Annotated in this window: 7 protein-coding genes; all 7 read left to right on the forward strand. The window is 69.3% G+C overall.

The window, feature by feature from the left end; genetic code table 11:
- Positions 1–2 precede the first annotated feature (2 nt).
- The 7 genes from BTO32_RS13825 to BTO32_RS13855 all read left to right on the forward strand — a co-directional run bounded on the left by BTO32_RS13825 (position 3) and on the right by BTO32_RS13855 (position 26113).
- On the forward strand, positions 3–9674 hold the full coding sequence (locus tag BTO32_RS13825; protein WP_076725226.1) for a non-ribosomal peptide synthetase: 9672 nt from the start codon (positions 3–5) through the stop codon (positions 9672–9674).
- Positions 9674–19417 (forward strand): non-ribosomal peptide synthetase, encoded by a 9744-nt coding sequence (locus BTO32_RS18230; RefSeq protein ID WP_076725227.1) that lies wholly within the window; start codon positions 9674–9676, stop codon positions 19415–19417. The genes BTO32_RS13825 and BTO32_RS18230 overlap by 1 nt, the downstream gene beginning before the upstream one ends.
- A gap of 109 nt (positions 19418–19526) precedes the next feature.
- A complete protein-coding gene (locus BTO32_RS13835; RefSeq protein WP_076725228.1) occupies positions 19527–21722 on the forward strand; it encodes a TonB-dependent siderophore receptor in 2196 nt (731 codons plus the stop codon).
- 117 nt (positions 21723–21839) lie between these two features.
- Positions 21840–23855, forward strand: a complete 2016-nt coding sequence (locus BTO32_RS13840; protein ID WP_076725229.1) for an iron ABC transporter permease — start codon at positions 21840–21842, stop codon at positions 23853–23855.
- Between the two features lie 9 nt (positions 23856–23864).
- Positions 23865–24788, forward strand: a complete 924-nt coding sequence (locus BTO32_RS13845; RefSeq protein ID WP_076725230.1) for an iron-siderophore ABC transporter substrate-binding protein — start codon at positions 23865–23867, stop codon at positions 24786–24788.
- A gap of 102 nt (positions 24789–24890) precedes the next feature.
- Complete coding sequence (locus tag BTO32_RS13850; RefSeq protein ID WP_076725231.1) at positions 24891–25097, forward strand: MbtH family protein; 207 nt, start codon at positions 24891–24893, stop codon at positions 25095–25097.
- A gap of 5 nt (positions 25098–25102) precedes the next feature.
- Positions 25103–26113 (forward strand): TauD/TfdA family dioxygenase, encoded by a 1011-nt coding sequence (locus BTO32_RS13855; protein WP_076725232.1) that lies wholly within the window; start codon positions 25103–25105, stop codon positions 26111–26113.
- The last annotated feature ends 2 nt before the right edge of the window (positions 26114–26115 follow it).

The raw sequence follows: 26115 nt of genomic DNA on the forward strand, positions 1-26115 counted from the left end.
CCATGAGTTTTGAAACGCAATCCTTCCGGAATTTCGCCGATGTCTTGTCCTTCCACGCCGGGGAACGCCCCGACGCCGAAGCGATCCGGCACCTCGTGCGGGACGACGCCCCCCCCGAGATTACCCGCTACGGTGACCTGGACCGTCGGGCCAGGGCCCTGGCGGCCTATCTGCAGTCGGAGCTCGGCGCCGTGGTGGGGGAGCGGTGCGTGCTCATGCTGCCCAGCGGGGCGGACTTCGCGGCGGCCTTTTTTGGCTGCTTCTACGCCGGCATGATCGCGGTGCCGGCGTTCCCTCCGGACAGTCACCGCCAGGCTTACCTGGAGCGTCTGGCCGGGATCATTCGGGACGCCCGGCCCAGGGCTGTGCTCGGGCTGACGGCGGACCTGGACCGCTGCCAGTCGCAGCTGCAACCCGGCTTGGCCGACGACTGCCGGCTGATCCGGGTGGATCAGGTGCCCGACGACTGCGCCGACGCCCTGCGGCCGCACCGGATCGACGACGATGACCTGGCGTTTCTCCAGTACACCTCCGGCTCAACCTCCGCGCCCAAGGGCGTGATGGTTTCCCATGCCAACCTGATGGCCAACGAGCGGGCCATGGCCCGGGGCTTTGGCGCCGGCGACGACGATGTCTGGGTCAGCTGGTTGCCCCTGTTCCACGACATGGGCCTGATGGCCGGTCTGTTGCTGCCGATCCTGCACGGGCACAGCGTCAACCTGATGACGCCCAAATTCTTCCTGGCCCGACCGGTACGCTGGCTTGAAGCGATCAGCCGCAACCGGGGTACCTTCTCCGGTGGTCCGGACTTTGCCTACCGGCTGTGCGCGGAGCGGGTGCGGGACGAGGACATTGCCCGGCTGGATCTGTCCCACTGGCGGCTGGCCTTTACCGGCTCCGAGCCGATCCGGCCGGAGACCCTGCGGCGCTTCTCTGAGCGATTCGCGCCCGCCGGCTTCCGGGACCAGGCGCTGGCGCCCAGCTACGGCCTGGCCGAAGCCACCCTGTTTGTCTCGTCCCATGCCTTCAACGGTGAGCGCCGGGAGCGCCGCTTCGACACCGCCCAGATGGCAGCGGGTCCGGCCCGCGAGGCCGTTCGCGAGACCACGCTGGTGGGGTGCGGCTGGACCGATGACGACCACGCCCTCCGTCTGGTGGACCCGGAAACCGGGGGCGAACTCGGGGAGGGCGAGGTTGGCGAGATCTGGGTCGCCGGCCCCAGCGTCGCCCAGGGCTACTGGCGCAACCCGGAGGCCACCGCCGCCACCTTCGTGGAAGCCGATGGCCGGCGCTGGCTGCGTACCGGTGACCTGGGCATCGCCCAGGGCCGGGATCTGTACATTGCCGGCCGGCAGAAGGACATGATCATCCTCAATGGCCAAAACCTTTACCCCCAGGATATCGAGGGCATTCTGGAGCGCGAGGTGGAACTGCTGCGTCAGGGGCGGGTTGCCGCCTTCCCGGTGCAGGACGACGCCGGAGCCGAGGGCATTGGTCTGGCGCTCGAGATCGGCCGGGGCGTCCGTAAGCTGGTGCAGCCGCGGATGATCTGCGACACCCTGGTCGAAACCCTCACCGACGCTCTGCAGGTGGCGCCGCAGCTGATCCTGCTGCTGGAGCCCGGCCGCCTGCCGCGTACCACCAGTGGCAAACTGCAGCGTTCGGCCTGCCGGGTGGGCTGGGAGCGCGGCCAGCTGGCGGTGTTCGCGGCTTGGCGTCAGGGCCGGATGCTGGAGGGTGCCGGTGCCGGCGAGAGCGCCGCTCGGCCCCCGTTGGTGCCGGAAGTCGTGGCCGCCTGGCGGGACATCCTGAACCGGCCGTCGCTGGCGCCGGAGGACCATTTCTTCGCCCTTGGCGGCGATTCGGTCGGCCTGATGCAGGTGGTGGCCCGGCTCAACCGGGAGCTGGGCGTGGACCTGGACCCGGGGGCTCTGTTCGAGCGGCCGAGGCTGTCCGACTTTTCCGCCTGGGTGGCGGAGCAGCGCGCCCGGGGCACAGGCCCGGGCCTGTCCCGGCGGCCCGTGGACGCGCCCATGGTTGCCTCCCACGCCCAGCAGCGACTGTGGTTCCTGGACCGCCTGGAGGGCGGCTCCACGGCCTACCACCTGTCCGGCGAGTGGCAACTGCAGGGGCGACTGGACGACGATGCGCTGCAACGCAGCCTGGATGCCCTGGCGGAGCGCCACGACAGCCTGAGGACCGTGTTCACGGAGGACGAGACTCACCAGGTCGTGCCGCGGGTTCTGCCGGCCCGGCCGGTGCCTCTGCACCGACATGATCTCTCGGCCAGCGATGCGCCGGAATCGGCGCTGGCGGAACTGAACCGGGGCTGGGTGGCCGAACCCATGAACCTGGAGCACGGCCCGTTGTGGCAGGCACACCTGGTACGCCTGGCCGAGGATGACCACCGACTGGTGCTGGTGATTCATCACATCATCGCCGACGGCTGGTCCGCCCAGGTGCTGGTGCGGGATTTCGCGGAATACTACGCCGCCTTCAGTGACAACCGGGAACCGGTGTTGCCGGCGCTGCCGGTGCAGTACGCCGATTACGCGCACTGGCACCGGACCCGGCTGGCCGAGGGGGAACAGGCTCGACAGTTGGCCTGGTGGACCGAGCAGCTGGGGCAGGAGCACCCGGTGCTGACCTTGCCCGCCGACCGGCCCCGGCCGCCGGCCCAGAGCCACCGGGGGGCGCGGGTCCGGTTCCGCTTCCCGGAGACGCTCAGCCGGCGCCTGCGCGAGCTGGCCCGGGCCGAGGGGGTGTCCCTGTTCACCCTGATGCTGGCGTTGTACAAGACCCAGCTGTACCGCTACTCCGGCCAGCGCGACCTGCGCGTGGGGGTGCCCGTCGCTGGCCGGGGCCGACCGGAAACCGAGGATCTGGTGGGGCTGTTCGTCAACACCCTGGTCATGCGCAGTCAGCCCGGGGCCGACCAGCCGTTCCGGACTTTCCTGGCCGGGGTGAGCGCCATGGTGCAGGGCGCCCAGGCCCACGCCGACCTGCCGTTCGAGCAGCTGGTCGAGGCCCTGCAGCCGGAACGTGACCTGCGCTACAACCCCCTGTGCCAGGTCAAATTCACCCAGCAGCTGCCGTTGCCCGAGGGCGTCGAGTTGCCCGGCCTGACCCTGACCATGCGGCAACGGGACGACGACACCGCCCACTTCGACCTGGGGCTGGACATCACCGACCGCGCCGAGGGAATCGATGGCGTGCTGACCTACGCCTGCGACCTGTTCGACGCGCCCAGGATCACCCGCTTCGCCGAAGAGCTGGTCAATCTGGCGGAGCAGGTGGTGGCGGACCCGGACCGGGCGCTGGGAGCGCTGGAGCTGCGGGCGGTGCCGTCGGTGCTGGCCGGGGATGCGGTGACGTTCGAACACCAGGACCTGGTATCGCTGTGGCACAGTCATCTGCGGTACAGCCATGACCGCCAGGCCCTGCAATACGAGGACGAAGCCTACGGCTACCGGTGGCTGGAGCAAGAGTCCAACCGGCTGGCCCGGGCCTTGCGCCAGAACGGCGTGACGGCCGAGACGCCGGTCGGGCTCTGCCTGGAGCGGTCGCCGGCGTTCGTGGTGGCGGTGCTGGCGGTGCTCAAGGCCGGTGGTGCCTTCGTCCCCCTCGACCCGAAGTGGCCGGCGCAGCGTCAGGTCTATGTGTTGCGGGACAGCGGCGCCCGGGTTCTGCTGTCGGAGGCCCCGGTGCCCGGCTTCCAGGGGCACTGGCTGGATGTCGCGGCCGGCGCCGACTGGCGCCAGGGGGCCGGCGAACCGCTGGCGGTCCGGATCCGGGCGGAGCAGGCGGCTTACCTGATCTACACCTCCGGTACCTCCGGCACCCCGAAGGGGGTGGTGATCAGCCACGGCGCCATCGCCAACTACGTGCAGGGGGTGATGCGGGCCCTGAACCTGCCGGCTTCGGCCAGCCTGGCCATGGTCTCCACCGTCGCCGCCGACCTGGGTCACACCGCCTTGTTCGGCGCCCTGTGCACCGGTCGCACTCTGCACCTGCTCAGTGCCGACCGGGTAATGGATGCAGAGGCCTTTGCCCAATACATGGCCCGTCACCGGGTGGACGTGCTGAAAATCGTGCCAACCCACCTGGCCGGCCTGCTGCAGGCCGACAATCCGGGCCGGGTGCTGCCACGCACCGCCCTGGTGCTGGGCGGGGAGGCCCTGCCGTCGCGACTGGTGCGGCAGGTCCGTGAACTCAATCCCGACTGCCGGGTGTACAACCACTACGGACCGTCCGAGTCCACCGTGGGCGTACTGATGACCGAAACCCGGGGCGAGGAGGCGGACGAGGTGGTGCCACTGGGCACGCCCCTGGCCAATGTCCAGGCGCGGATCGTGAGCGAGGAGCGACTGCTGTTGCCCCAGGGCGCCGAGGGCGAACTGGTGCTGGCGGGCGCCGGCTTGGCGCGCGGCTATCTGGGGCAGCCCGAGGCCACGGCCCGGGTCTTCTTCGCCGACCCGGACGCGCCGGGTCAGCGGCTGTATGCCACCGGTGACCGGGCCTGCCTGCGGGCCGATGGCCGGCTGGCGTTCCTCGGCCGCCAGGACGACCAGGTCAAGATCCGGGGCTATCGCGTGTCCCTGGGTGAGATTGCCCAGCAGGTGCGCGCCTTCCCCGGGGTGGTCGATGCCCATGTCCACGTGGACGACGACGGGCAGCTGGTGGCCTATCCCGTGGCCCCGTCGCTGGATCCGGAGGCCCTGCGGGCCGCCCTGGGACAGCAGCTGCCGGATTACATGGTACCGGCCCACATCGTGCCGCTGACGGAATTCCCCCTGACGGCCAACGGCAAGCTGGATCGTGCCGCACTGCCCCGGCCGGAGCGGGCGGCGGTAAGCTACGAGGCGCCCGAAACCGAGGTGGAGCGTGCTCTGGCAGCGCTCTGGACGGCGCTGCTGCCGGTGGAGCGGGTCGGTCGCCACGACAATTTCTTCAGTCTGGGCGGAGACTCCATCATCAGTCTCCAGGTGATCGCCCGTGCCCGCAAGCAGGGCATTCGCCTGACCCCCAAACAGCTGTTCGAGAACCAGACCATCGCCGAGCTAGCCCGGGTGGCCGAGGTCGGGGCCGGAGCGGCCGCCCCGGCGGCACCGGCGCATCCCGGCAGCGCATTCCCCCTGACCCCGATCCAGCGCCGGTTCGCGGCGAACCCCGGCAGCCAGCCCCATCACTGGAACCAGGCCCTGCGCCTGCGGGTGCCGGCACCGGCACCGCTGGATGTCCAGGCCCTGCGCCAAGCCCTGGCGGCGGTGGTCCGCACCCATTCGGCGCTGCGTTTCCGGTTCGACCTGGAGGCGGGCACCCAAACCCCGACCGACCGGGTGCCGGACGACTTGCTGTGGTCGGTTGAGGTGGCGGACGAGACCGCGCTGCTGGCGGCGTTCGACGACGCGCACCGAAGCCTGAACCTGAATCACGGACCGGTGTTGCGGGCGGTGCTGGCCACGCGGCCGGACGGTGCTCAGGTGCTGTTGATCACCGCCCACCATCTGGTCGTGGACGGAGTCTCCTGGCGCATACTTCTGGACGACCTGCACACCGCCTACCAGCAGCTGCGCGCGGGCCGGCCGGTTCGCCTGGCCGCTGAGAGTGCCGGCCTGCAGGACTGGGCGAACCATCTGCATCAGCGATCGGCGGACCGCTGCCTGGCGCAGGAACTGCCGTACTGGCAGGCACAGCGCCCGGAGGATGCCGAACTGCCCTGCGAGCGGCCGGAGGGCGGTACCCGCATCGCGGACGCCGGCTATCTGGACCAGAGTCTGGATCCGGACACCACCCGAGCGCTGTTGCAGGCGGTGCCCGCGGCCTGCCGCGCCCGTATCAACGACATCCTGCTGGCGGCCCTGGCCGACGCCCTGGCCGGTTGGACCGGTCGGGCCCGCAACCTGATCATGCTGGAAAGCCACGGCCGGCACGCGCGGGAGGGGGCCCCGGACGTAAGCCGGACCCTGGGCTGGCTGACCGCGATCCACCCGGTCACCCTGGAAGCCGGCGACGACCTGCTGGATACCCTGGCGCGCACCAAGTCGCGGTTGCGCGCGGTGCCGGGCGACGGCCTGGGCTACGGCCTGCTCAAGGAGCTTCGGCAGGCGCCGCTGCCGACCCTGACCGGCCGGGGACTGACGTTCAACTACCTGGGCCAGCTGGACGGCGCCGGAGACGCTGGTTTTGCGCTGGACGACGGTCCGCTGGGCGCGCCGCGCCATGGGGACGGGCCCATGGCCAATGCCCTAGTGCTGGACGGGCTGGTGCGCGGAGGTCGCCTGCATCTGCGCTGGAGCTACAGCCAGGCCCGTTTCGACCGTGCCCGGATCGAGGCCCTGGCGGCGGCGTACCGGCAGTCCCTGGAGGCGCTGGTGGCCATCCCGCGTCGGCAGGCCAGCCGGCTGACCCCCGCTGACGTGCCCCTGGCGAGCCTGGATCAGGCCCAGCTGGATGCCCTGGAACAACCGGAAAACATCGAGGACATCCTGCCGCTGGCGCCAATGCAGGAGGGCATCCTGCTGCACAGCCTGCTGCAGCCCGGCACCGGCATCTATCTCATGCAGGACCAATACGAGGTCCGCGGCGAGATGGAGTTTGAGGCATTCCGCTCGGCCTGGCAGGCGGTGGTCCGGCGCCACCCGATGCTGCGCACCGCCTTCCTCGGCCTGGACGGCGGTAACCCGCACCAGGTGGTTTACCGGGAGGTGCCATGCCCGGCCCAGTGGCTGGACCTGAGCCTGCTTGAGCGCGCCGAGGCGGAGGCGGAGCTGGAAGCGCTGCTGGCCCGGGAGCGGGAGGAAGGGTTCGATTTCACCCGGCCGCCCCTGCTGCGGCTGCGGCTGGTGCGTTTGGGCGACCGGGACTACCGCATCGTGCAGAGTCACCACCACGTACTGATCGATGCCTGGTGCCGTGGCCTGATGCTGGCGGAGTTCTTCGACCACTATCGCAATCTGCTGGCGGGGCGGACGCCCCGGCTGACGCCGGCTCGCCCCTATGCTGACTTCATCGCCTGGCTGCAACGCCAGGACGTCGACGGCGCACGGCGCTTCTGGCGCGATAACCTGAGCGGTTTCACCGAGGTTACCCCCCTTCCGTATCCGCGCGGCGGGCAGGGCGGGGATGCCGTCATCGAGGATGTCAGTGTTGCCCTGACGCCGGAAGAATCGGCGCGCCTGGCGGCCCAGGCCCGGGCTCACCGGCTGACCGTCAACACCTTCATGCAGGCGGCCTGGGCGCTGGTGCTGATGCGCCACAGCGGCCAGGACGATGTGCTGTTCGGGGTGACCGTGGCGGGCCGTCCCACCGAGCTGGAGGGCATCGAGGAAACCCTGGGGCTGTTCATCAACACCCTGCCGCTGCGTATCCGTCTGGCCGGCCACGGCGGCCGCGCCCTGGAACTGCTGCAGACGCTGCAATCGGCGAACGCGGCCATGCGCCAGCACGAGCACCTGTCACTGGCGGAGATTCAGCAACTGGCGGATACCCCCCGTGGCGAAGCCCTGTTCGACAGCCTGTTCGTGTTCGAGAACGTGCCCATGGGGGCGGAGGTCCTGCAGGCCGCTGAACAATATGGAATCCGGCCGCTGGCCAACCGCACCCATACCAACTACCCGCTGACCGTGGTGATCCTGCCGGGCGAACACTACCAGCTCCAGTTCAGCTTTGACCGAAGCCGGTTCCGCCCGGACGACATGGCCACGCTGTTGCAGCAGTTCCGTTGGGTGCTGGCCCAGCTGGCGGAGGATCCCGGCCAGCCCCTGGACCGGGTCCGCCTGCTGACCGAGGCCGAGCGCGGGCAGCTGCTTGCCCTGGGCCGGGGCGAGCCGGTGCCGGAGTGGCTGGAGCTGAGCTGGCTGGCGCGTTTCGAGGCTTGGGCTCTGGCGGACCCCGAGCGCACCGTGGCGATCTGCCAGGGCGAGCGCCTGAGTTACGGCGAGCTGAACCTCAAGGCCAACCGCATCGGGCACGGCCTGATCGACGCCGGGGTCGGGCCGGATCAGGTGGTGGCCCTCTACTCACCCCGCAACCTGGCGTTGCTGACCCTCATGGTCGCCACTTTCAAGGCCGGTGCCGCCTACCTGGCGCTGGACGAGCGGCATCCGCCAGCGCGCAGTGGCCGTATGCTGGCCAGCTGCGCTGCACCGGTGCTGGTGACCCCGGAGGACTGCCTGCCGCAGGTGGAGGCCATTCTGGCGGAAACCGGGGCGCGGCCGCGGGTGCTCACCCTGGAATCCCTGCTGGCGCGGGGCCGCGACCACAACCCGGCCCGCTACCCGGCGCTGGATCAGCGGGCGTACGTCATCTACACCTCCGGTTCCACCGGCGAGCCCAAGGGCGTCATGGTGAGCCACCGGGGCATGCTCAACAACCAGTTGTCCAAGGTGCCCTATCTGGCACTGGGCGAGGGCGACGTCATCGCCCAGACCGCCGCCACCGGTTTTGACATTTCGGTCTGGCAGTTCCTCACCGCGCCGCTGTTCGGCGGCCGGGTGGAAATCATCCCGGATGACATCACCCACGACCCGCAGCGGCTGGCGGCCACCGTGGCGGAGACCGGTGTGACCGTACTGGAAACCGTACCGGCGGTGATCGACGGCATCCTGTCGGCGGACCCCGTGGCGCTGCCGCACCTGCGCTGGATGTTGCCCACCGGCGAGGCGCTGGGGCGCGAGCTGGCCCAGCGCTGGTTCGAGCGCTATCCGCGCATCCCGCTGGTGAACGCTTACGGCCCCGCCGAGTGTTCCGACGACGTGGCCCTGCACACCCTGCGAAGCCAGGCGGACACCGCCACCGGCATCCCCATCGGCCGGTCCACCGACAACAACCGTGTGTACGTTCTCGACGCCCACCTGGAGCCGGTGCCCAGGGGCGTGGTGGGCGAGCTGTACGTTGGCGGCACCGGCGTGGGCCGGGGCTACGCCGGCCGGCCCGGCCTGACCGCCGAGCGCTTCCTGCCGGATCCGTTCGGCACACCGGGCGAGCGCCTTTACCGCACCGGCGACCTGGCGCGCTGGACCGATGCCGGGGTGCTGGAATACGTCGGCCGGGCCGATTTCCAGGTGAAGATCCGCGGTCAGCGGATCGAGCTGGGTGAAATCGAGTCCTGCCTGCTTGCCTGCGACGGCGTGCGCCAGGCCGTGGTCACGGCCCTGGACACCCCCCAGGGCACGCAACTGGTGGCCTACGTGGTGCCCCGGGAGCAGGCCCACCTGGCGGGCGAAGGGTTACGCGAGCGGCTTGCCGCCGAACTGCCGGCCGCCATGGTGCCCAGCCACTGGGTGGTGCTCGACCGCCTGCCGTTGAATGCCAACGGCAAGCTGGACCGCAAGGCGCTGCCCCGGCCGGCACTGGACGACCGCCCCTATGAGGCGCCGTCCGGCCCGCTGGAGGTGCGGCTCGCCGAGCTTTGGCAGGAGCTGCTGCAGGTGCCGCGCGTCGGCCGCCACGATCACTTTTTCGAACTGGGTGGGCACTCGCTGCTGGCGACCCGCCTGCTGTCCCGCATCCGTGACGCCCTGGGCGTGACCGTACCTCTGGCCCAGGCTTTCGAGGCCACCACCGTGGCGGCCATGGCCGAGGTGGTGGAGCGCCTGCAACGCCAGAGTCTGGACGACGGACGACTGGACAGCCTGGATGCCTTGATGACCGAACTGGAGGAGATCGAATAATGTCGGACAACGCCATGGCGCTGTCGCGCCGCTTCCTGGGCCTGAGCGTCGATAAGCGGCGGCTGTTCCTGGGCCAGTTGCAACGCCAGGGGCTGGATCTGTCGGCGCTGCCGATTCCTTCCGACGTGGCGGGAGCCGTTAGCCCCGCTTCCTACGCCCAGCAGCGGCTCTGGTTCATCGAACAGCTGGAGCCGGGCAACCCCGCCTACCATCTGCCCGGCGTCCTGCGACTGCGGGGGCCGCTGGACCGGTCGGCCTTGCAACAGGCATTCGATACCCTGGCCCGGCGTCACCACAGTCTGCGTACCCGGTTCCAGGCGGACGAGGGGGGCGACCCGGTGCAGGTGGTTGAGCCCGGGATCGAAGTGAACATCGAATCCCTGAGCGCGCGGACCGATGCCGAGTTCGAGGCCCAGGTCCGGGAGCTCGCACGGCGCCCCTTTGATCTGACCGAAGCACCGCTGTGGCGGGTGGCCCTGGTCCGGATGGGCGAGCAGGACCACCGGCTGGTGTTGTGCCTGCACCACCTCATCGCCGACGGCTGGTCGATCCAGGTGTTGCTGTCCGAGTTCGCCCAGGGCTACCGGGCCGCTGTGGCCGGCCAGGCGCCGGAGCTGCCGCCGTTGCCGCTGCAGTATCCGGACGTGGCGCTGTGGCAGCGGCGGGCGTTGGAAGCCGGTGCCGGCGAGGCGGACCTGGCCTACTGGCAGGAGCGGCTGGCGGACGAGCCGCCGGTGCTGGAGCTGCCCGCCGATCACCCCCGGCCGGCCCGTCAGTCCTTCCGGGGCGGCCGCCATCATTTCGTCCTGAACGATACCCTGGTGCAGGGGCTGAATGCCCTGGCCCGGGCCCAGGGCACCACTTTCTTCACCGTCATGCTGGCGGCCTACAAGGTGCTGCTGCACCGGCTCAGTGGCCAGACCGACCTGAGCGTTGGGGTACCGGTGGCCGGACGGGAACGGCCGGAGCTGGAAGGGCTGATCGGATTCTTCGTCAACACCTTGGTACTGCGCAGCGAGCTGGCGGCCGACGATCGTTTCGAGTCGGTGCTCGCCCGTGAACGGACCCTGGCCAGGGAAGCCCAGGCGCATCAGGCGGTGCCCTTTGAGCAGCTGCTGGACCACCTGCGGCCGGATCGAAGCCTCAGCCACAACCCGTTGTTCCAGGTGCTGTACAACCACCAGCAGCGGGACACTGAAAGCCTGGAACTGGCGCCGGGCCTGCGGGCCGAGTTGCTGTCCCTGGATACCGGCGCCGCTCAGTTCGACCTGGCCCTGCACACCTGGACCCTGGCGAACGGCCAGGTGGGCGGCAACTGGAACTACGCCCTCGACCTGTTCGAGGCGGAGACGGTGGCCCGCCTGCACCGGGGATTCGAGCAGCTGCTGCGCCAGATAGTGGCCGAGCCGGAGCGGGCCATCGGCGACTACGACCTGTGCACGCCGGAAGACCGTCAGCGGCTGCGGAGCTGGAACGCCACCGCTGTGGACTACGGGACGCCGGAGCCGGTGCACCGGCAGTTCGAGCGGCAGGCCGCGGCACACCCGGAGCGGGAGGCGCTGGTGTTTGGCGAGCAGCGCCTGAGCTATGGCGAGCTGGACCGGGCGGCGAACCGCCTGGCCCATGCCCTGATCGAACAGGGCGTGGGCCCGGACCAGCTGGTGGGCGTGGCGGCGCAGCGGTCGGTGGCCCTGGTGGTGGCGCTGTACGCCATCCACAAGGCCGGGGCGGCCTACGTCCCGATCGACCCGGAGCATCCGCCGGCGCGCCAGCGCCAGGTCCTGACCGACGCCGGCGTGCGCTTGGTGCTGAGCCACGACCCGGTGCAGTCGCAGCTGCCGGCGGTGGCGGGCGTGACCGTGTACAACCTGGACCGGTGGGACCTGTCGTCGCAGCCGGAGACGGCGCCGGCGGTGCGCATCCACCCGCAGCAGCGGGCCTACGTCATCTACACCTCCGGCTCCACCGGCCGGCCCAAGGGCGTGGCCAACAGCCACGCGGCGCTGTACAACCGCCTGCAGTGGATGCAGGCGGCGTACGGTTTGAGCGCGGACGACGCGGTGTTGCAGAAGACCCCGTACAGCTTCGACGTATCGGTGTGGGAGTTCTTCTGGCCCCTGATGACCGGGGCGCGGCTGGTCCTGGCGGCGCCCGGCGAACACCGGGACCCGGCGGCCCTGATGGCGCGGATCGAGCGGGAGGGGATCACCACCGTGCACTTCGTGCCGTCCATGCTGTCGGCCTTCCTGCACCAGGACGACCTGTCCGGGTGTGCCAGCCTGCGCCGGATCGTGTGCAGTGGCGAGGCCCTGCCCAGGGAACTGCAGGACCAGACCCTGCGGCGGCTGCCGCAGGTGGAACTGAACAACCTGTATGGCCCCACCGAGGCCGCCATCGACGTAAGTCACTGGCGGTGCCAGCCGGATGGACGCGCCAGCGTGCCGATCGGCCGGCCCATCGGCAACCTGCAGATCCACATCCTGGACGAGCGCCTGAACCCGCAGCCCATCGGCGTGGCGGGCGAACTGTACATTGGCGGGGCCGGTTTGGCGCAGGGGTACCATGGCCGACCGGAGCTGACGGCGGAGCGGTTCGTGCCGAACCCGTTCCGGCCCGGAGAGCGGCTGTACCGCAGCGGTGACTTGGCGCGCTGGTGCGCCGACGGCAGCGTGGAGTACCTGGGACGCCTGGACCATCAGATCAAGCTTCGGGGCCTGCGGATCGAACTGGGGGAAATCGAATCGGTACTGCGGGAGGCGGCGGGCGTGACCGACGCCGTGGTGGTGGCCCGGGACGGGCGCCTGGTGGGGTACGTGCAGAGTCCGGCCCAGACCGTGTCGCCGGAGGCCTTGCGGGCGGGCCTGAAAGAACGGTTGCCGGAGTACATGGTGCCGTCGCAGCTGATGGTCCTGGCGCAGTTCCCGCTGTCGGCCAATGGCAAGCTGGACCGCAAGGCGTTGCCGGAGCCGGAGCGGGAGACGGTGGCGTACGAGGCGCCGGTGGGGGAGACCGAACAGGCCCTGGCGTTGCTGTGGCAGGAGTTGCTGGGGGTGGCGCGGGTTGGCCGACAGGACAATTTCTTTGCGCTCGGGGGCGATTCGATCCAGAGCCTGCGGGTGGTGGCCCGGGCCAAGCGCCTGGGCATCGGACTGACCCCGAGACAGGTGTTTGAGCACCAGACCATCGCCGACCTGGCCCGGGTGGCGTCCCAGGCCGACACTCGCTCTCACCACGTGGTGGTGGAACAGCGTTTCCCGCTCACGCCGATCCAGCACTGGTTCTTCGAACAGGCCATGCCGCAGCCGGATCATTGGAATCAGGCACTGCTGCTCAGGCCCCGGCAGCCCCTGGACGGCGATGCCCTGGCCCGGGCCCTGGTGGCGGTGTATCGGCACCACGATGCCCTGCGGCTCCGGTTTGTCCGGGAGCAGGGGCAATGGCATCAGTACTACGCGGCCGCGGCGGATGGGCATGACCTGCTCTGGCGCCGGGACACGGACGCAGCGGAACTGACGGCAGCATGCGATCAGGCCCAGGCCAGCCTGGACCTGGCTCGGGGGCCCTTGCTCCGGGCGCTGCACGCGCGCCTGACGGACGGCTCCGAACGGTTGCTGCTGGTGGTGCATCACTTGGCGATCGACGGCGTGTCCTGGCGCATTCTGCTGGATGACCTGATGCAGGCCTATCGCCAGGCGGTTCAGGGCGAAACGATCGACCTCGGCCCGAAGGGCCTGCCGTTCCAGGCCTGGGCGGAACAGTTACCGACCGCTTGGGACGCGGACCTGCTCGCGGCCGAGGCCGACACTTGGTCGTCACTGCCGGCGCCAGTGCCCTTGCCCGGCGTACGCCCGGAGGGTGCCAACACGGTGGCTCACCTGGCCCGGGTCAACTGGACGTTGCCCAAGGCCCTGACCCGGGAGCTGCTGACCGACGCCCCCAGAGCCTGGCGCACCCAGATCAGCGATCTGCTGCTGACCGCACTGGGCGAAGCCCTGCATCGCTGGACCGGTCAGCCGGAGCACGTCGTGGCCCTGGAAGGCCACGGCCGCGAGCCCCTGACGGCGTCGCAGGACCTGAGCCGGACCCTGGGCTGGTTCACCAGCCTGTATCCGGTGCGCCTGATCGGCGGTGGCGATCTGCTGACCAACCTCAAGACAACCAAGGAAAGCCTGCGCCGGATTCCCAGGGGCGGCCTGGGTTATGGCGTGCTGAAGTACCTCAAGGGGCGTGATGACCTGCCCGGACTCGACGGTGCCGTACTGTTCAACTACCTCGGCCAGGTGGACGGCGACGGTGCCACCGAACTGGAGCCGGCCCCGGAAGCACCCGGCGCCATGAGGGCGCCGGACGCACCCCTGGGGTTTGAACTGTCCCTGGATGGCCAGGTCCGCGAGGGCGTCCTGTCATTCAGCTGCAGTTACAGTCGCGCGCGCTACGACGAAACGGCCATCGCTCGGCTGATGGCCCACCTGCGCGAGGCTCTGGAGGCGGTCGTGGCCACCTGCCGGGAAAGCGCGGGCGTGACGCCGTCGGACTTCCCCCTGGTTTCGCTCGATCCGGCGACCCTGGAGGCCCTGCCGGTCTCTCCCGACGCCATCGAGGACGTCTTGCCGCTGACACCGATGCAGCAGGGGCTGTTGTTCCACAGTGCGCTGGAGCGGACCTCCGCTGCCTACGTCAATCAGGTGTCGGTGACCCTGGACGACCTGCCGTTGGCCGAATTCAAGGCGGCCTGGCAGGCGGCGGTGGCGCGCCATCCGGTACTCCGTGCCGCCTTCCTGTCATTGCCCGGTGCCCCGGCCCCGGTACAGTTGATCCGGCGCGACCTGACCTTGCCGATCCGGGAACTGGACTGGCGGAGACAGGCCCCGATGACCCTGGACGCCCTGTGCCAGCAGGAGCGGGAGCAGCCTTTTGACCTGGCGAGCCCGCCCCTGATGAGGCTGACGCTGGTGCGGCTGGGCAAGTACCGCTGGCAGATGGTCTGGACCCTGCACCACATTCTGCTGGATGGCTGGAGCAGCGCCGCGCTGCTGGCCGAGGTGCTGACCGAAACCCAGGGCGGACATCCGACCCGGCCGGCCCCCTACCGGGACTACTTCCAGTGGCTGGCCAACCGTGATGCCGCCGCCAGTGAACGGTTCTGGCGCGACCAGCTGAAGGATCTGTCCGAACCGACCCGGTTGGCGCCACTGTTGGCCGGTCCCGACACCGTACCGACGCAAAACGCTGGCCTGGCGACCGTGACCCTGGCACCGGACCCGGCGCCGCTGCAGACGTTCGCGCGGCAGCGTCAGGTCACGCTCAATACCCTGGTACAGGCCGCCTGGACCCTGATTCTGCAACGCTATACCGGCTCGCGTCAGGTGACGTTCGGAGCCACGGTGTCCGGCCGGCCGGCGGCCGTGACGGGGATGGAGCATCAGCTCGGACTGTTCATCAATACGCTGCCGGTGCGCCAGGCACCGGCACCGGAACAGCGGCTGGGGGACTGGTTGCAACAACTGCAGGCCCACAACCTGGCGCTGCGCGAGAATGAACACACGCCCTTGTATCAGATCCAGCAATACGCGGGCCTGTCCGGCCGGGAACTGTTCGACACCCTGCTGGTGTTCGAGAACTTCCCGGTGGACGAGGCGCTGCGCAACGGGGAAGCGACGCCCCGGGTTGGAAACCTGAAGATCAGTGAGCAGACCCACTACCCCCTGAGCCTGGCGGTCGAGAACGGCCCCCGGGGGCTGCGGCTGCATTTGCATTACCGCAACGACCAGGTATCCCCGGCTCGGGCCGAGGCGTTGGCCGGCCATCTTCAGGCTCTGCTGGCCGCCCTGGTGGATGGCGATAATCCGTGCCTGTCGGACCTGCCCCTGCTGACGGAGGCGGAGCGCCGGACATGGGCGGCCTGGAACCGCCCGCCGCAGCCGCTGCCGGACGACCGGCCGGTGCCCGAACGGATCGCCGAGCAGGCCCGGCAGCGGCCGGAGGCGGTGGCGGTGGTGCACGGAGCGGAGCGCATCAGCTTCGGCGAGTTCGAGGCCCGGGCCAACCGTTTGGCGCACTGGCTGAGAGCCCGGGGCGTGGGCGCCGAACACCGGGTGGGTGTGGCGCTGGAGCGGGGCATACCGATGCTGGTGGCGCTGTACGCCGTTCACAAGGCGGGCGCGGCCTACCTGCCCCTGGACCCGGACTACCCGGGAGAACGCCTGCGCTACATGCTCGAAGACGCTGGCGCGCGGCTGCTGCTGAGCCACGGCCCGGCCCTGGCCCGCCTGCCGTCGGTGCCGGGGGTCGAGACGGTGGACTTGGAATCGCTGTCCCTGGCCGCCCAGCCGGCGACGGCGCCGGCGGTGCGCCTGCACCCGGAGCAGCTGGCCTACCTGATCTACACCTCCGGCTCCACCGGCCGTCCCAAGGGCGTGGCGGTGCCCCACGGTCCGCTGGCGATGCACTGCCAGGCCATTGGTGCCCGCTACGGCCTGACCCCGGAGGACCGGGAGCTGCACTTCCTGTCCATCAGCTTCGACGGTGCCCACGAGCGCTGGCTGACCGCCCTGAGCCACGGCACCCGCCTGGTCCTGCGGGACCAGGCGCTGTGGAGCGTCCAGGAGACCTACGACTGCCTGATGCGCGAGGGCATCACCGTGGCGGCCTTCCCGCCGAGCTACCTGCGTCAGCTGGCCGAATGGGCGGAACTGAAAGGCCAACCGCCGGGGGTTCGCACCTACTGCTTCGCGGGTGAAGCGTTCAGCCGTCAGATGCTCCGGCACGCCATCGAGCACCTGCGACCGGAGTGGATCATCAACGGTTACGGCCCGACCGAAACCGTGGTCACCCCGACCCTGTGGCGGGTGCCGGCGGAGACGGCGGACTTCGACAGCGCCTACGCGCCGATCGGCGACTTGGTGGGCGCCCGCCAGGGCTACGTTCTGGACCCGGACCTGAACCTGCTGCCGCCGGGCGTGGCGGGCGAGCTGTACCTGGGCGGCGCCTTGGCGCGGGGTTACCTGGACCGTCCGGGGGCCACGGCGGAACGGTTCGTGCCGAACCCGTTCCGTCCCGGAGAGCGGCTGTACCGCACCGGCGACCGGGTACGCCTGAACCGCGAGGGCCAGCTGGAGTATCTGGGTCGGATGGACCAGCAGGTGAAACTGCGGGGCTTCCGGATCGAGATTGGTGAAGTGGAAGCGGCGCTGAAGTCATGTTCAGGGGTCAAGGACGCCCTGGCGGCGGTGAAGGAGACCGGGGCGGGTCCGCGTCTGGTGGGGTACGTGTCTGGAGACGGTCTGGAGGAACGGTCCCTGAAGGCGTGGCTGCGAGAGCGGCTGCCGGAGTACATGGTGCCGTCGCACCTGATGGTACTGGAGCGGCTGCCGCAGCTGCCCAACGGCAAGCTGGACCGCAACGCCCTGCCGGAGCCGGCCGCTGCCCCGCGGACGCGGGAGGCGCCCCGGGGCGACCGGGAGTGCCTGCTGGCCGAACAGTGGCAGGCGGTGCTCGGTGTCGAGCAGATCAGCCGGGAGGACAGCTTCTTCGAGCTGGGCGGCGACTCGATTCAGTCGCTGGGCCTGATCACCCGGCTGCGCCAGGCCGGCTGGCGCCTGACGCCGAAGGCGGTGTTCCTGAACCCGCAGCTGTCGGCGATGGCCGCCGTCCTGGAACCGCTGGAAGAGGCGGCTGCCGTCACCGCCACGGTGGCCCGTGGCGAGCTGCCGCCGACGCCGATCCAGGCCCATTTCTTCGGACAACCGATGCGTGATCCCTCGCACTGGAACCAGACGCTGCTGTTCCGGATCCGGCGGCCGCTGGCGAGCCGCCCCCTGCGGGCGGCGGTCCAGGCATTGATCGACCGGCACGACGCCCTGAGGCTCGGCTTCCGGCGGCAGCCGGACGGCTGGTGCGCGTTTTACCGGGAGCGGGAGTCCGCCGACCGGCTGCTTCGGGTGGTGAACTTGGAGCGTCGGGAGGACCTTGAGGACACCTGCGCCGCCGCCCAGCGGGGCTTCGACCTGGCCGAGGGGCCGCTTGCCGCGGTGGTTCCGGTGAACCTGCCGGATGGCGGCCAGCGCCTGCTGCTGAGTGCGCACCACCTGATCGTCGATGGGGTGTCCTGGCGCATCCTGCTGGAGGACTTGGCCCGGGCCTATTCGCAGGCGGAAGCGGGCCAGGTGCCGGAGCTCGGGAGCCCCGGTGCCCGCTATCAAGACTGGGCCCTGCACCTGCACAAGGCCATCCGGTCCGGCCATTGGCACGCCGAACTGGATCACTGGGCGGCGCTGGCCGAGGGCCTGGAAGCCTGGCCGGTGGATAACCCGGACGGCCGCAATGCCACCATCGACGCCAGTCACTGCCAGTGGCAACTGTCGGCGGAGCGGACCCGCCGGCTGCTGCGGGAGACCCTGGCGGCCCGCTCCGCCGGGATTGACGACCTGTTGCTGGCGGCCCTGGCCGAGGGACTGCACCGCTGGGCCGGCCTGACTCAGCCGCTGGTGGCGGTGGAAGGTCACGGCCGCGAGCCGGTGGATGAAACCCTGGATGTCAGCCGGACCCTAGGCTGGTTTACCAGCCTCTACCCGCTGCGGCTGAGGGCCACCGGGGATCCCGAAACCACCTTCGATGCCGTTCGCCAGATTCGCTCCGGGGTTCCGGGTAAGGGGCTGGGGTACGGTGCCCTGCGCTACCTGGCCGAGCCGGAAGTACGGGCACGTCTGGCCCGGGTGCCGGAACCGCTGCTGGCGTTCAACTACCTCGGTCAGTTCGACGAGGCCCTGGCTGGGGATCGGTTCGAACTGGCCGAGGAGTCCCCGGGCGAGCCGGTCAACCCCTGGACGCCGCTGGCACGGGAGTTTGAGATCAACGGCCAGATCCATCAGGGGCGCCTGACGCTGAGCTGCCGCTACAGCAGCCAGCGTTACCGCCGGCGTACGGTCCAGCGCCTGCTGGACGCGGTCGGCCGCGCGCTCGATGCCCTGATCGACGCCACTCCGGCCCGTGTCGAACCGGTTTCCGGGACACGGTCGGTGGCGCCTGCCGGCGAGCCCGATCCGCTGGTGCGACTGGCCCGGGGGCCGGCGTCCGGACCGGTGCTGTTCTGTCCGCATCCGGTCAGCGGCACCGTGGTGGGCTACTACCCCCTGGCCCGTCGCCTGTCCGGGCACTGGCAGGTCTGGGGAATGCAGAACCGGCAGATCGTGGATTCACGCTGGCGCGACCGTTCTCTTGCGGCCATGGCCCGGGATTACGTCCGGGCCCTGCTGAAGCAGCAGCCCCAGGGACCCTACCACCTGCTGGGCTGGTCCATGGGCGGTGCCCTGGCACTGGAAATGGCAACGTTGCTGGAGCGGCTCGGTCGCACCGTGGCCTTTGTCGGGCTGGCCGACGGCTATGTGCCGGGCGCCGGTCAGCCCCGGGCTGGGGAGGGCCCGGGGCCCGCGCCCGAGGGCGTTGGGGAAGACCAGTGGCAGCAGCTGCTGGCGCTGGAGCAGCACCTGCGGCAGCTGGCCCGGGAGCACCATCCGCCCCGGCCGCTGAAGGCGCCGGTTCATGCCTGGTGGGCGAGCCGCTCCCCCGAGAGTAATGACAACGCGGAGGCGTTGCTGGCGCAGGCCATCGGCGGTCCGCTGGCGTCCTCGACCTGGCTGGATACGGACCATCTGGGCATCGTGCGCGAGGCCCGGTTCCTGGACCAGGTTGCCGCCTGCCTGGAGCGTCTGGCGCCGCCGGTCCCCGAGCCTTCATGCGAATGAGAAGATATATCATTTACATTAAAATTGATTTTCTTTAATATGAAGGCCCTTTTTTGGGGCACCGCGGGTGCCCGATGCCGGATTTTTGGACAACACACGGGACTCACTCATGAAACAAAAGGATATGCGCCATCGGACCTTCCGCGTCAGTCTCCTGGCGGCGCTGGTCGCCACCGCCTCCACCGGGGCGGTGGCCCAGGGTATGGACGACGAGGCGACGAAGCTGGATGAAATCGTGGTAACCGCCGACAAGGGGAATCCCCAGGGCCCGGACGAGGGCTACAAGGCGGAACGCAGTCTCACCGCCACCAAAACGGACACCCCGTTGTCGGAAACCCCCCGCTCGGTGTCGGTGGTTACCCGGGAACAGATCCGGGATCAGGGCGCTCAGACCCTGAATGACATTCTGGAGTACGTGCCCGGCATCTCCTCGGCGGGCTACCCGGCCGGGGATGCACTGGCCGGTGACATTTTCTATATCCGTGGCATGAACCAGCGCGACTACGGTTATGGCACCTACCGTGACGGCCTGCGGGTTCAGCCCAACGCCTACAGCACCTCGGCCGAGCCGTTCGGCCTGGAACGGGTGGAGGTGTTCAAGGGGCCGACGTCCGTGCTGTACGGCGAGAACGTGCCGGGCGGCCTGGTGAATCTGGTCAGCAAGCGGCCGACGGCGGAAGCCCAGGGGGAGGTGAACCTCAGCTATGGCAGTCACGACCGCAAGCAGGTTTCCGCCGACCTGTCCGGGGCGCTGGTCGACGATGGCCGGGTCCGGGGACGCCTGGTGTTCCTCAAGCGCTCGTCCGGAACCCAAACCGACAGTGTGCCGGACGATCGCTTCTACATTGCGCCGTCCCTGGCCATCGACCTGACTGACAAGGACACCCTGACGATCCTTACCCAGTACCAGAAGGACAACACCGAGATTCAGCTGGGACTGCCGGCGGCCGGTACCCTGCTGGAGCACCCGAACGGCGAGCTGGATACCGACACCAATCTGGGGCATCCGGACTGGGACGGGTTTGACCGGGAGTTCTGGACCCTGGGCTACGAATATGAGCACCGCTTCAACGACGACTGGGCGTTTCGCCAGAACGCGCGTTACGTCCGGTCGTTGGTGGATCGCCAGGAAACCTGGTGGTCGTTCCCGCCGGCCATGGGCGGACTGGCGGGCGATGGCTATGACGACTACGTCGTCGCCTACGGCCGCGACCGGGACAATGAGTCCCGGGTCTACGCCATCGATAACCAGTTGGTGGGGCACCTGAACACGGGCCGGGTCGAGCATACCGTCCTGGTGGGCGCCGGCTTTGACCGGGCGTCATTTGACCAGATCCAGTATGTTGGCAATACCGGGGCGGGCGAGTATCAGCTGATCAATATTTTCGATCCGCAATACCTCAGCGAGCCCGCGACCAGCCTCAAGGCTTCGGATGACGAAATCAAGCAGAACCTGGCCGGGGTCTATGCTCAGTGGCAAGGGAAGGCCGGTGGCCTGATTGCCCTGCTGGGCGGCCGCCACGACTGGGCCAGGAGTGAGTACGACGACCGGATCGGCAGCAACGACATGAAACGGACGGACCGTGAGTTCACTTGGCAGACCGGTCTGATGTACCAGTTCGCCAACGGCCTGTCGCCTTATCTCAGCTACGCCACCACCTTCGTGCCGGTGCAGCAGCTTGGCGACAGCTTCGAACCGATCACCGGCGATCAGTTCGAAGTGGGGGTCAAGTACGAGCCGGTGGGCCTGGACACCTCGATCACCGTGTCCGCCTTTGACCTGACCAAGGAAGACGACGTGGTGTATGACAACACCGCCGGCAACTATCGCCAGGTCGGTAAGACCGAGTCCCGGGGGGTGGAGCTGGAGGTCCGCAGTGATCTCAGCGAGAACCTCAGCATGACGGCGGCCTATGCCTACACCGATGCCAAGGTGACCGAGGACGCGGGCTCGCGCCTGGAGGACGAGCAGGTGACCGGCGTGCCCCGGCACCAGGCCTCGGTCTGGGCGAACTACCGGTTCCTGGACGGCGCCCTGCATGGGCTGGAGGCCGGTCTGGGCGTCCGCTACCTGGGCAGCCGTTATGCCTATCCGCCGGACTCCCTTGCCTACGGTACCCTCGAGACCGACGGCGAGACCTTGCTGGATGCGGCCCTGGGCTACGACCTGAGCCACAACTGGAGTGCCCGGGTCAACGTCAAGAACCTGCTGGACGAAGAGTACATCGCCGAGTGCAACAACGCCGGCCGTTGCTACTACGGTTCCGGCCGGACGGTGATCGGCACCGTCTCCTACCGTTGGTAATCGCGTAGCGTCAACCCGGTTGCGTCGGGGGCGGTTCGCCGCCCCCCTTTTTCGGGTTTTGAGAAAATCAGGCCCCGGCACGCCGGGGCCTTGCTGTTTTCGGGAGGGACGTCGGACATGGAGCGGACTCTGGAGGTGGCGCGGGGAGCACATCGCCCGGAGCTCCGGGCGACCTGGCTGGGGCTGCTGTTGCTGCTGGCTCTGGCGGCCTGGCAGGGCCTGCTGCGCGACCCGGCGCTGGACTGGCGGGCCCTGACCGCCCCCTGGCAGGCGCACCCCGACCTGAACGGACTGCTGCTGTGGGACGCCCAGCTGCCGCGCCTGGTGGCCGGCGTGGTGGTGGGACTCTGCCTGGGCTTGGCCGGGGCCCTGATGCAACTGATCACCCGTAATCCACTGGTGTCTCCGGACCTGCTCGGCATCACCGCCGGTGCTCAGCTGGGGGTGATTCTGTCGTTGCTGTTGCCGGCAACCCTGGGCCTGCCGGTGATTTTCTTCGGCGGTGTGACGGCGGCCCTGCTGACCTTTGCCCTGGCCGGCGGAGGCCGCACCACACCTCTGCGTCTGGTGCTGGCCGGCGTGGCCATGGCCCAGGCGTTCTACGCCCTGATCACCCTGTTCCTGACACTGAACCAGCAGGCGGCCATGGTGGTATCGCTGTGGGACACCGGCTCCCTGAACCAGATGGGGTGGGCGGGTTTGAAACCGGCGGTCTGGCTGGTTCCGCCCCTGCTGTTGCTGGTGTTCCTGATGCACCGTCCGCTCAACATGACCCTGCTGGGCGATACCCAGATGCGGATGCTCGGGGTATCGCCACGTCGGCTCAAGGTGGTGGTGATCCTGATCGGCACACTGCTGACGGCGCTGGCGATCCACCTGGCCGGGCCCCTGGGGTTCATCGGCCTGGTGGCTCCCAATCTCGTGCGCTACGGGCTGGGCGTGCGCTGGCCGTCCCGGCTGCTGCCACTGGCAGCGCTCTGGGGCGCGGTCCTGACCCTGGCGGCGGATGTTCTGGTGGCGTCGCTGCCGCACTGGCTGGAGCTGCCGTTGGGGACGCTGTCCGCGATGCTCGGTGCCCTGGCGGTGCTGTGGCTGTTGCGCCTGAGCCGGGGCCGGAGCCTGCCGGGCCCGGCGGACGGGGGCGTGCCGGAGCCGGTCGGCCGGCGCCTGCCGCTGCGGCCGACGGTCCTGTTATTGGCCCTGGCTCTGGTCTGGGCCCTGTGGTCGGGTGTCTTGGGCGGGGACCTCCCCATTTCCCTGGCGGCGCTGGTGCGGGGGGACGGCTGGGCCTGGACTCTGCTTGACCTGCGTCTGCCACGCCTGCTGGTGGATGCCTTCGGTGGCATCCTGTTTGCCCTGAGCGGCCTGATTCTACAGGCCGTCACCCGCAATCCGCTGGCCAGTCCCAGCGTGCTGGGGGTGAGCCAGATGGCGGCGCTTGCGGTCCTGGCAGGCCTGGTGATGGCTCCCGATCTGCCGGTACCCTGGCGCCTGCCCATTGCCTGGGCCGGGGCGGTCCTGGGCTTGGGCCTGATCCTCGGGCTCAATCTGCGCCATGGCCTGGAGCCCTTGCGCCTGATCCTGACCGGCTTTGCCCTGACCGGCCTGGCCATGGCCCTGACCAGCCTGCTGATTGCCTACTACAGCCAGAACGTGACACTGGCGCTGGTGTGGATGTCGGGCAGCAGCTATGCCAGTACCTGGACCGAGGTCTGGAGCCTGCTGCCCTGGGTCGGTCTGGGGCTGCTGCTGGCCTGGCTTGGCCGGCGCTGGCTGGATCTGCTGGCCCTGGGCGACGGCGTGGCCGACAGCCTGGGCCTGGCGGCTGCCCGCAAGCGTCTGTGGCTGCTGATTCTGGCGAGCCTGATGATCGCGGCCGCCGTCAGTGTGCTCGGGCCGGTGGCCTTCGTCGGCCTGCTGGTGCCGCACGCGGTGAGGCTGATGGGGTTTCGCGGGTACCGCGACCGGTTGCGGGTGACCCCTTGGCTGGGTGCCTTGCTGCTGGTGTCGGCGGACCTGCTGGGGCAGCGCCTGCTGGCACCTCTCGACGTGCCCCTGGGCATTATGACGGCGGCCCTCGGTGCGCCGCTGTTTCTGCTGCTGTTGACCCGGACCTATCTGCGCAAGGGGTGAGGTGACGCTATGACGCGTGGTTGGTGGCTGTTTCCGATGCTGTGTCTGACCGGCTGGCTGCAGGCCGCCGAGCCGGTGGTGGCGTACCGCTCGGTCACGTTGCCTGAGTCGCCCCGGCGGGTGGTCAGTCTGGACGACCTGTCCACGGAGTTGCTGGTCTCGCTGGCCATTGAGCCGGTCGGGGTGGGCAATCTGGAGGGGTACCGGCGCTGGGTCGGGCTGGGGCGCGAGCACCTGACGCGCAGTCAGTCCCTGGGGTCGGCCCAGCAGCCCAACCTGGAACGCTTAGTGGCCCTGAAGCCGGACCTGATCGTTGGCGTGTCCAGCCTGCACGCTCCGCTGTTCGAGCGCCTGGATGCCATCGCGCCGACCCTGCTGTACCGGGTCTCGCTGGCGCCCTCAACTCAGGACGCGGTGAGCGCTGGCGAGCGGATGCTGACACATCTGGCCGGGTTGACGGGGCGGCAGCGGCAGGCCGGGCGGGTTCTGGCGGCACTGCGCCACGCCCTGGCTGACGCCCGGGCCGTGGCCGAACAACAGGGGATCGCCCGGGAACCCCTGGCGGTGCTGTATCCGCTGGTTCATCAGGGGCTGTTCATCGTGTCCAACGAGCAGACTCTGGTGGTCAGTCTGGCCAATCGCCTAGCCGGGCGAAACCCTTGGCCGCTGACGGAAGCCCATGCCCTGCATCGGCGCATCGAGCTGCGGGACCTGGCCCGGAAGCCGGACCTGAACCTGCTGTTCATCGGGGGCTTCGACCAAGCACCGTTCTTTGACAGCCCGCTGTGGCGGGCCCTGCCGGTGGCGCGTCGGCATCGGTACGGGTTCCTGACAAGCCCCTACTGGTCCTACGGAGGGCCCTGGTCGGCCACGGTCATCGTCCGGCAGATGGCGGACGCCCTGCGGGCGATGGGGCCACGCCAAGGCGGCTGAGATTCCTTAAATTTTCGCCGGGCCCATCCGTCTTTACCGTTGACAGGCGCCGGCCCCGGGGCCGGCATGGCAACCACTCCCATGGTCAGGCGAGGTACAACCATGAGCTTTGACAGCGACAAGACGGTATTCCAGGTGGTCATCAACGATGAGGAACAGTATTCCATCTGGCCGGACTACAAGGCGATTCCCGAAGGCTGGAAGGCGGTGGGCGTGAAGGGGGACAAGGCCACCTGCCTGGCGCACATCGAAGAGGTCTGGACCGACATGCGGCCCAAGAGTCTGCGCGACGCCCTGGCCGAGGCATGAGTCCCATGACGACGGTCAGCGAGCGGCAGGACACGGCCTTGGCGATCGAGGAGGGCTTCCCGGTCCGGGTCTCTCCGGCGGCAGCGCCCCTGTCGCTGGCGCGGGCCGGCGACAGTCTCCGGGCGCTGGTCGCGCGGCGCCTGGAGCAGGACGGTGCCCTCCTGTTCTCCGGCTTCACCGACCCGGGCGTGGCGGGCTTCCAGGCCTTTGCCGCGTCTTTCGGCCACCCGCTGCTGAGTTATGAGTTTGGTTCTACCCCCCGTAGCCGGGTGGCCGGCGAGGTGTACACCTCCACCGAGTATCCCGCCCATCGTTCGATTCCCCTGCACAACGAACAGGCCTACACCACCGAATGGCCGATGCGCATCTGGTTCTACTGCGCCCAGGCGGCGGCCGTGGGTGGAGAGACGCCGATCGCCGACAGCCGGCGGATTTATCAGCGGATCGACCCGGCCCTGAGGCGCCGTTTCGCGGAACGGGGCCTGCGGTACGTGCGCAACTACGGCAACGGCCTGGACGTGGACTGGCCCCAGGTCTTCAACACCGACGATCCGCGCCAGGTCGAGGCGTTCTGCCGCAGCAAGGGCATCGATCTGCACTGGAAAGACGATGGCGGACTGCGCACCAGTCAGCGCTGCCAAGCGGTAGCCCGGCACCCCCGGACCGGGGACTGGGTGTGGTTCAACCAAGCCCACCTGTTCCACGTCTCCGCCCTGGAGCCGGATATGCAGGAGGTGCTGCTGGAAACCGTGGGCGAAGACAACCTGCCCCGCAATGTCTATTACGGTGACGGTACCCCCCTGGAAAGCTCCGCGCTGGAGGACATCCGGGGCGTGCTCGACGAATGCCGGATCTGCTTCCCGTGGCGGACCGGGGACGTACTGATGCTCGACAACATGCTCTGTGCCCACGCCCGGGAGCCGTTCCAGGGCCCCAGAAAAGTCGTGGTCGCCATGGCCGAGGGGCATGGCTGCCGGCTCGGGGACCTGCCGGGCGAGGACACCCGAAACCCCTGAAG

The sequence above is a fragment of the Marinobacter lutaoensis genome (assembly GCF_001981305.1).
Taxonomy (GTDB): Bacteria; Pseudomonadota; Gammaproteobacteria; order Pseudomonadales; family Oleiphilaceae; genus Marinobacter; species Marinobacter lutaoensis.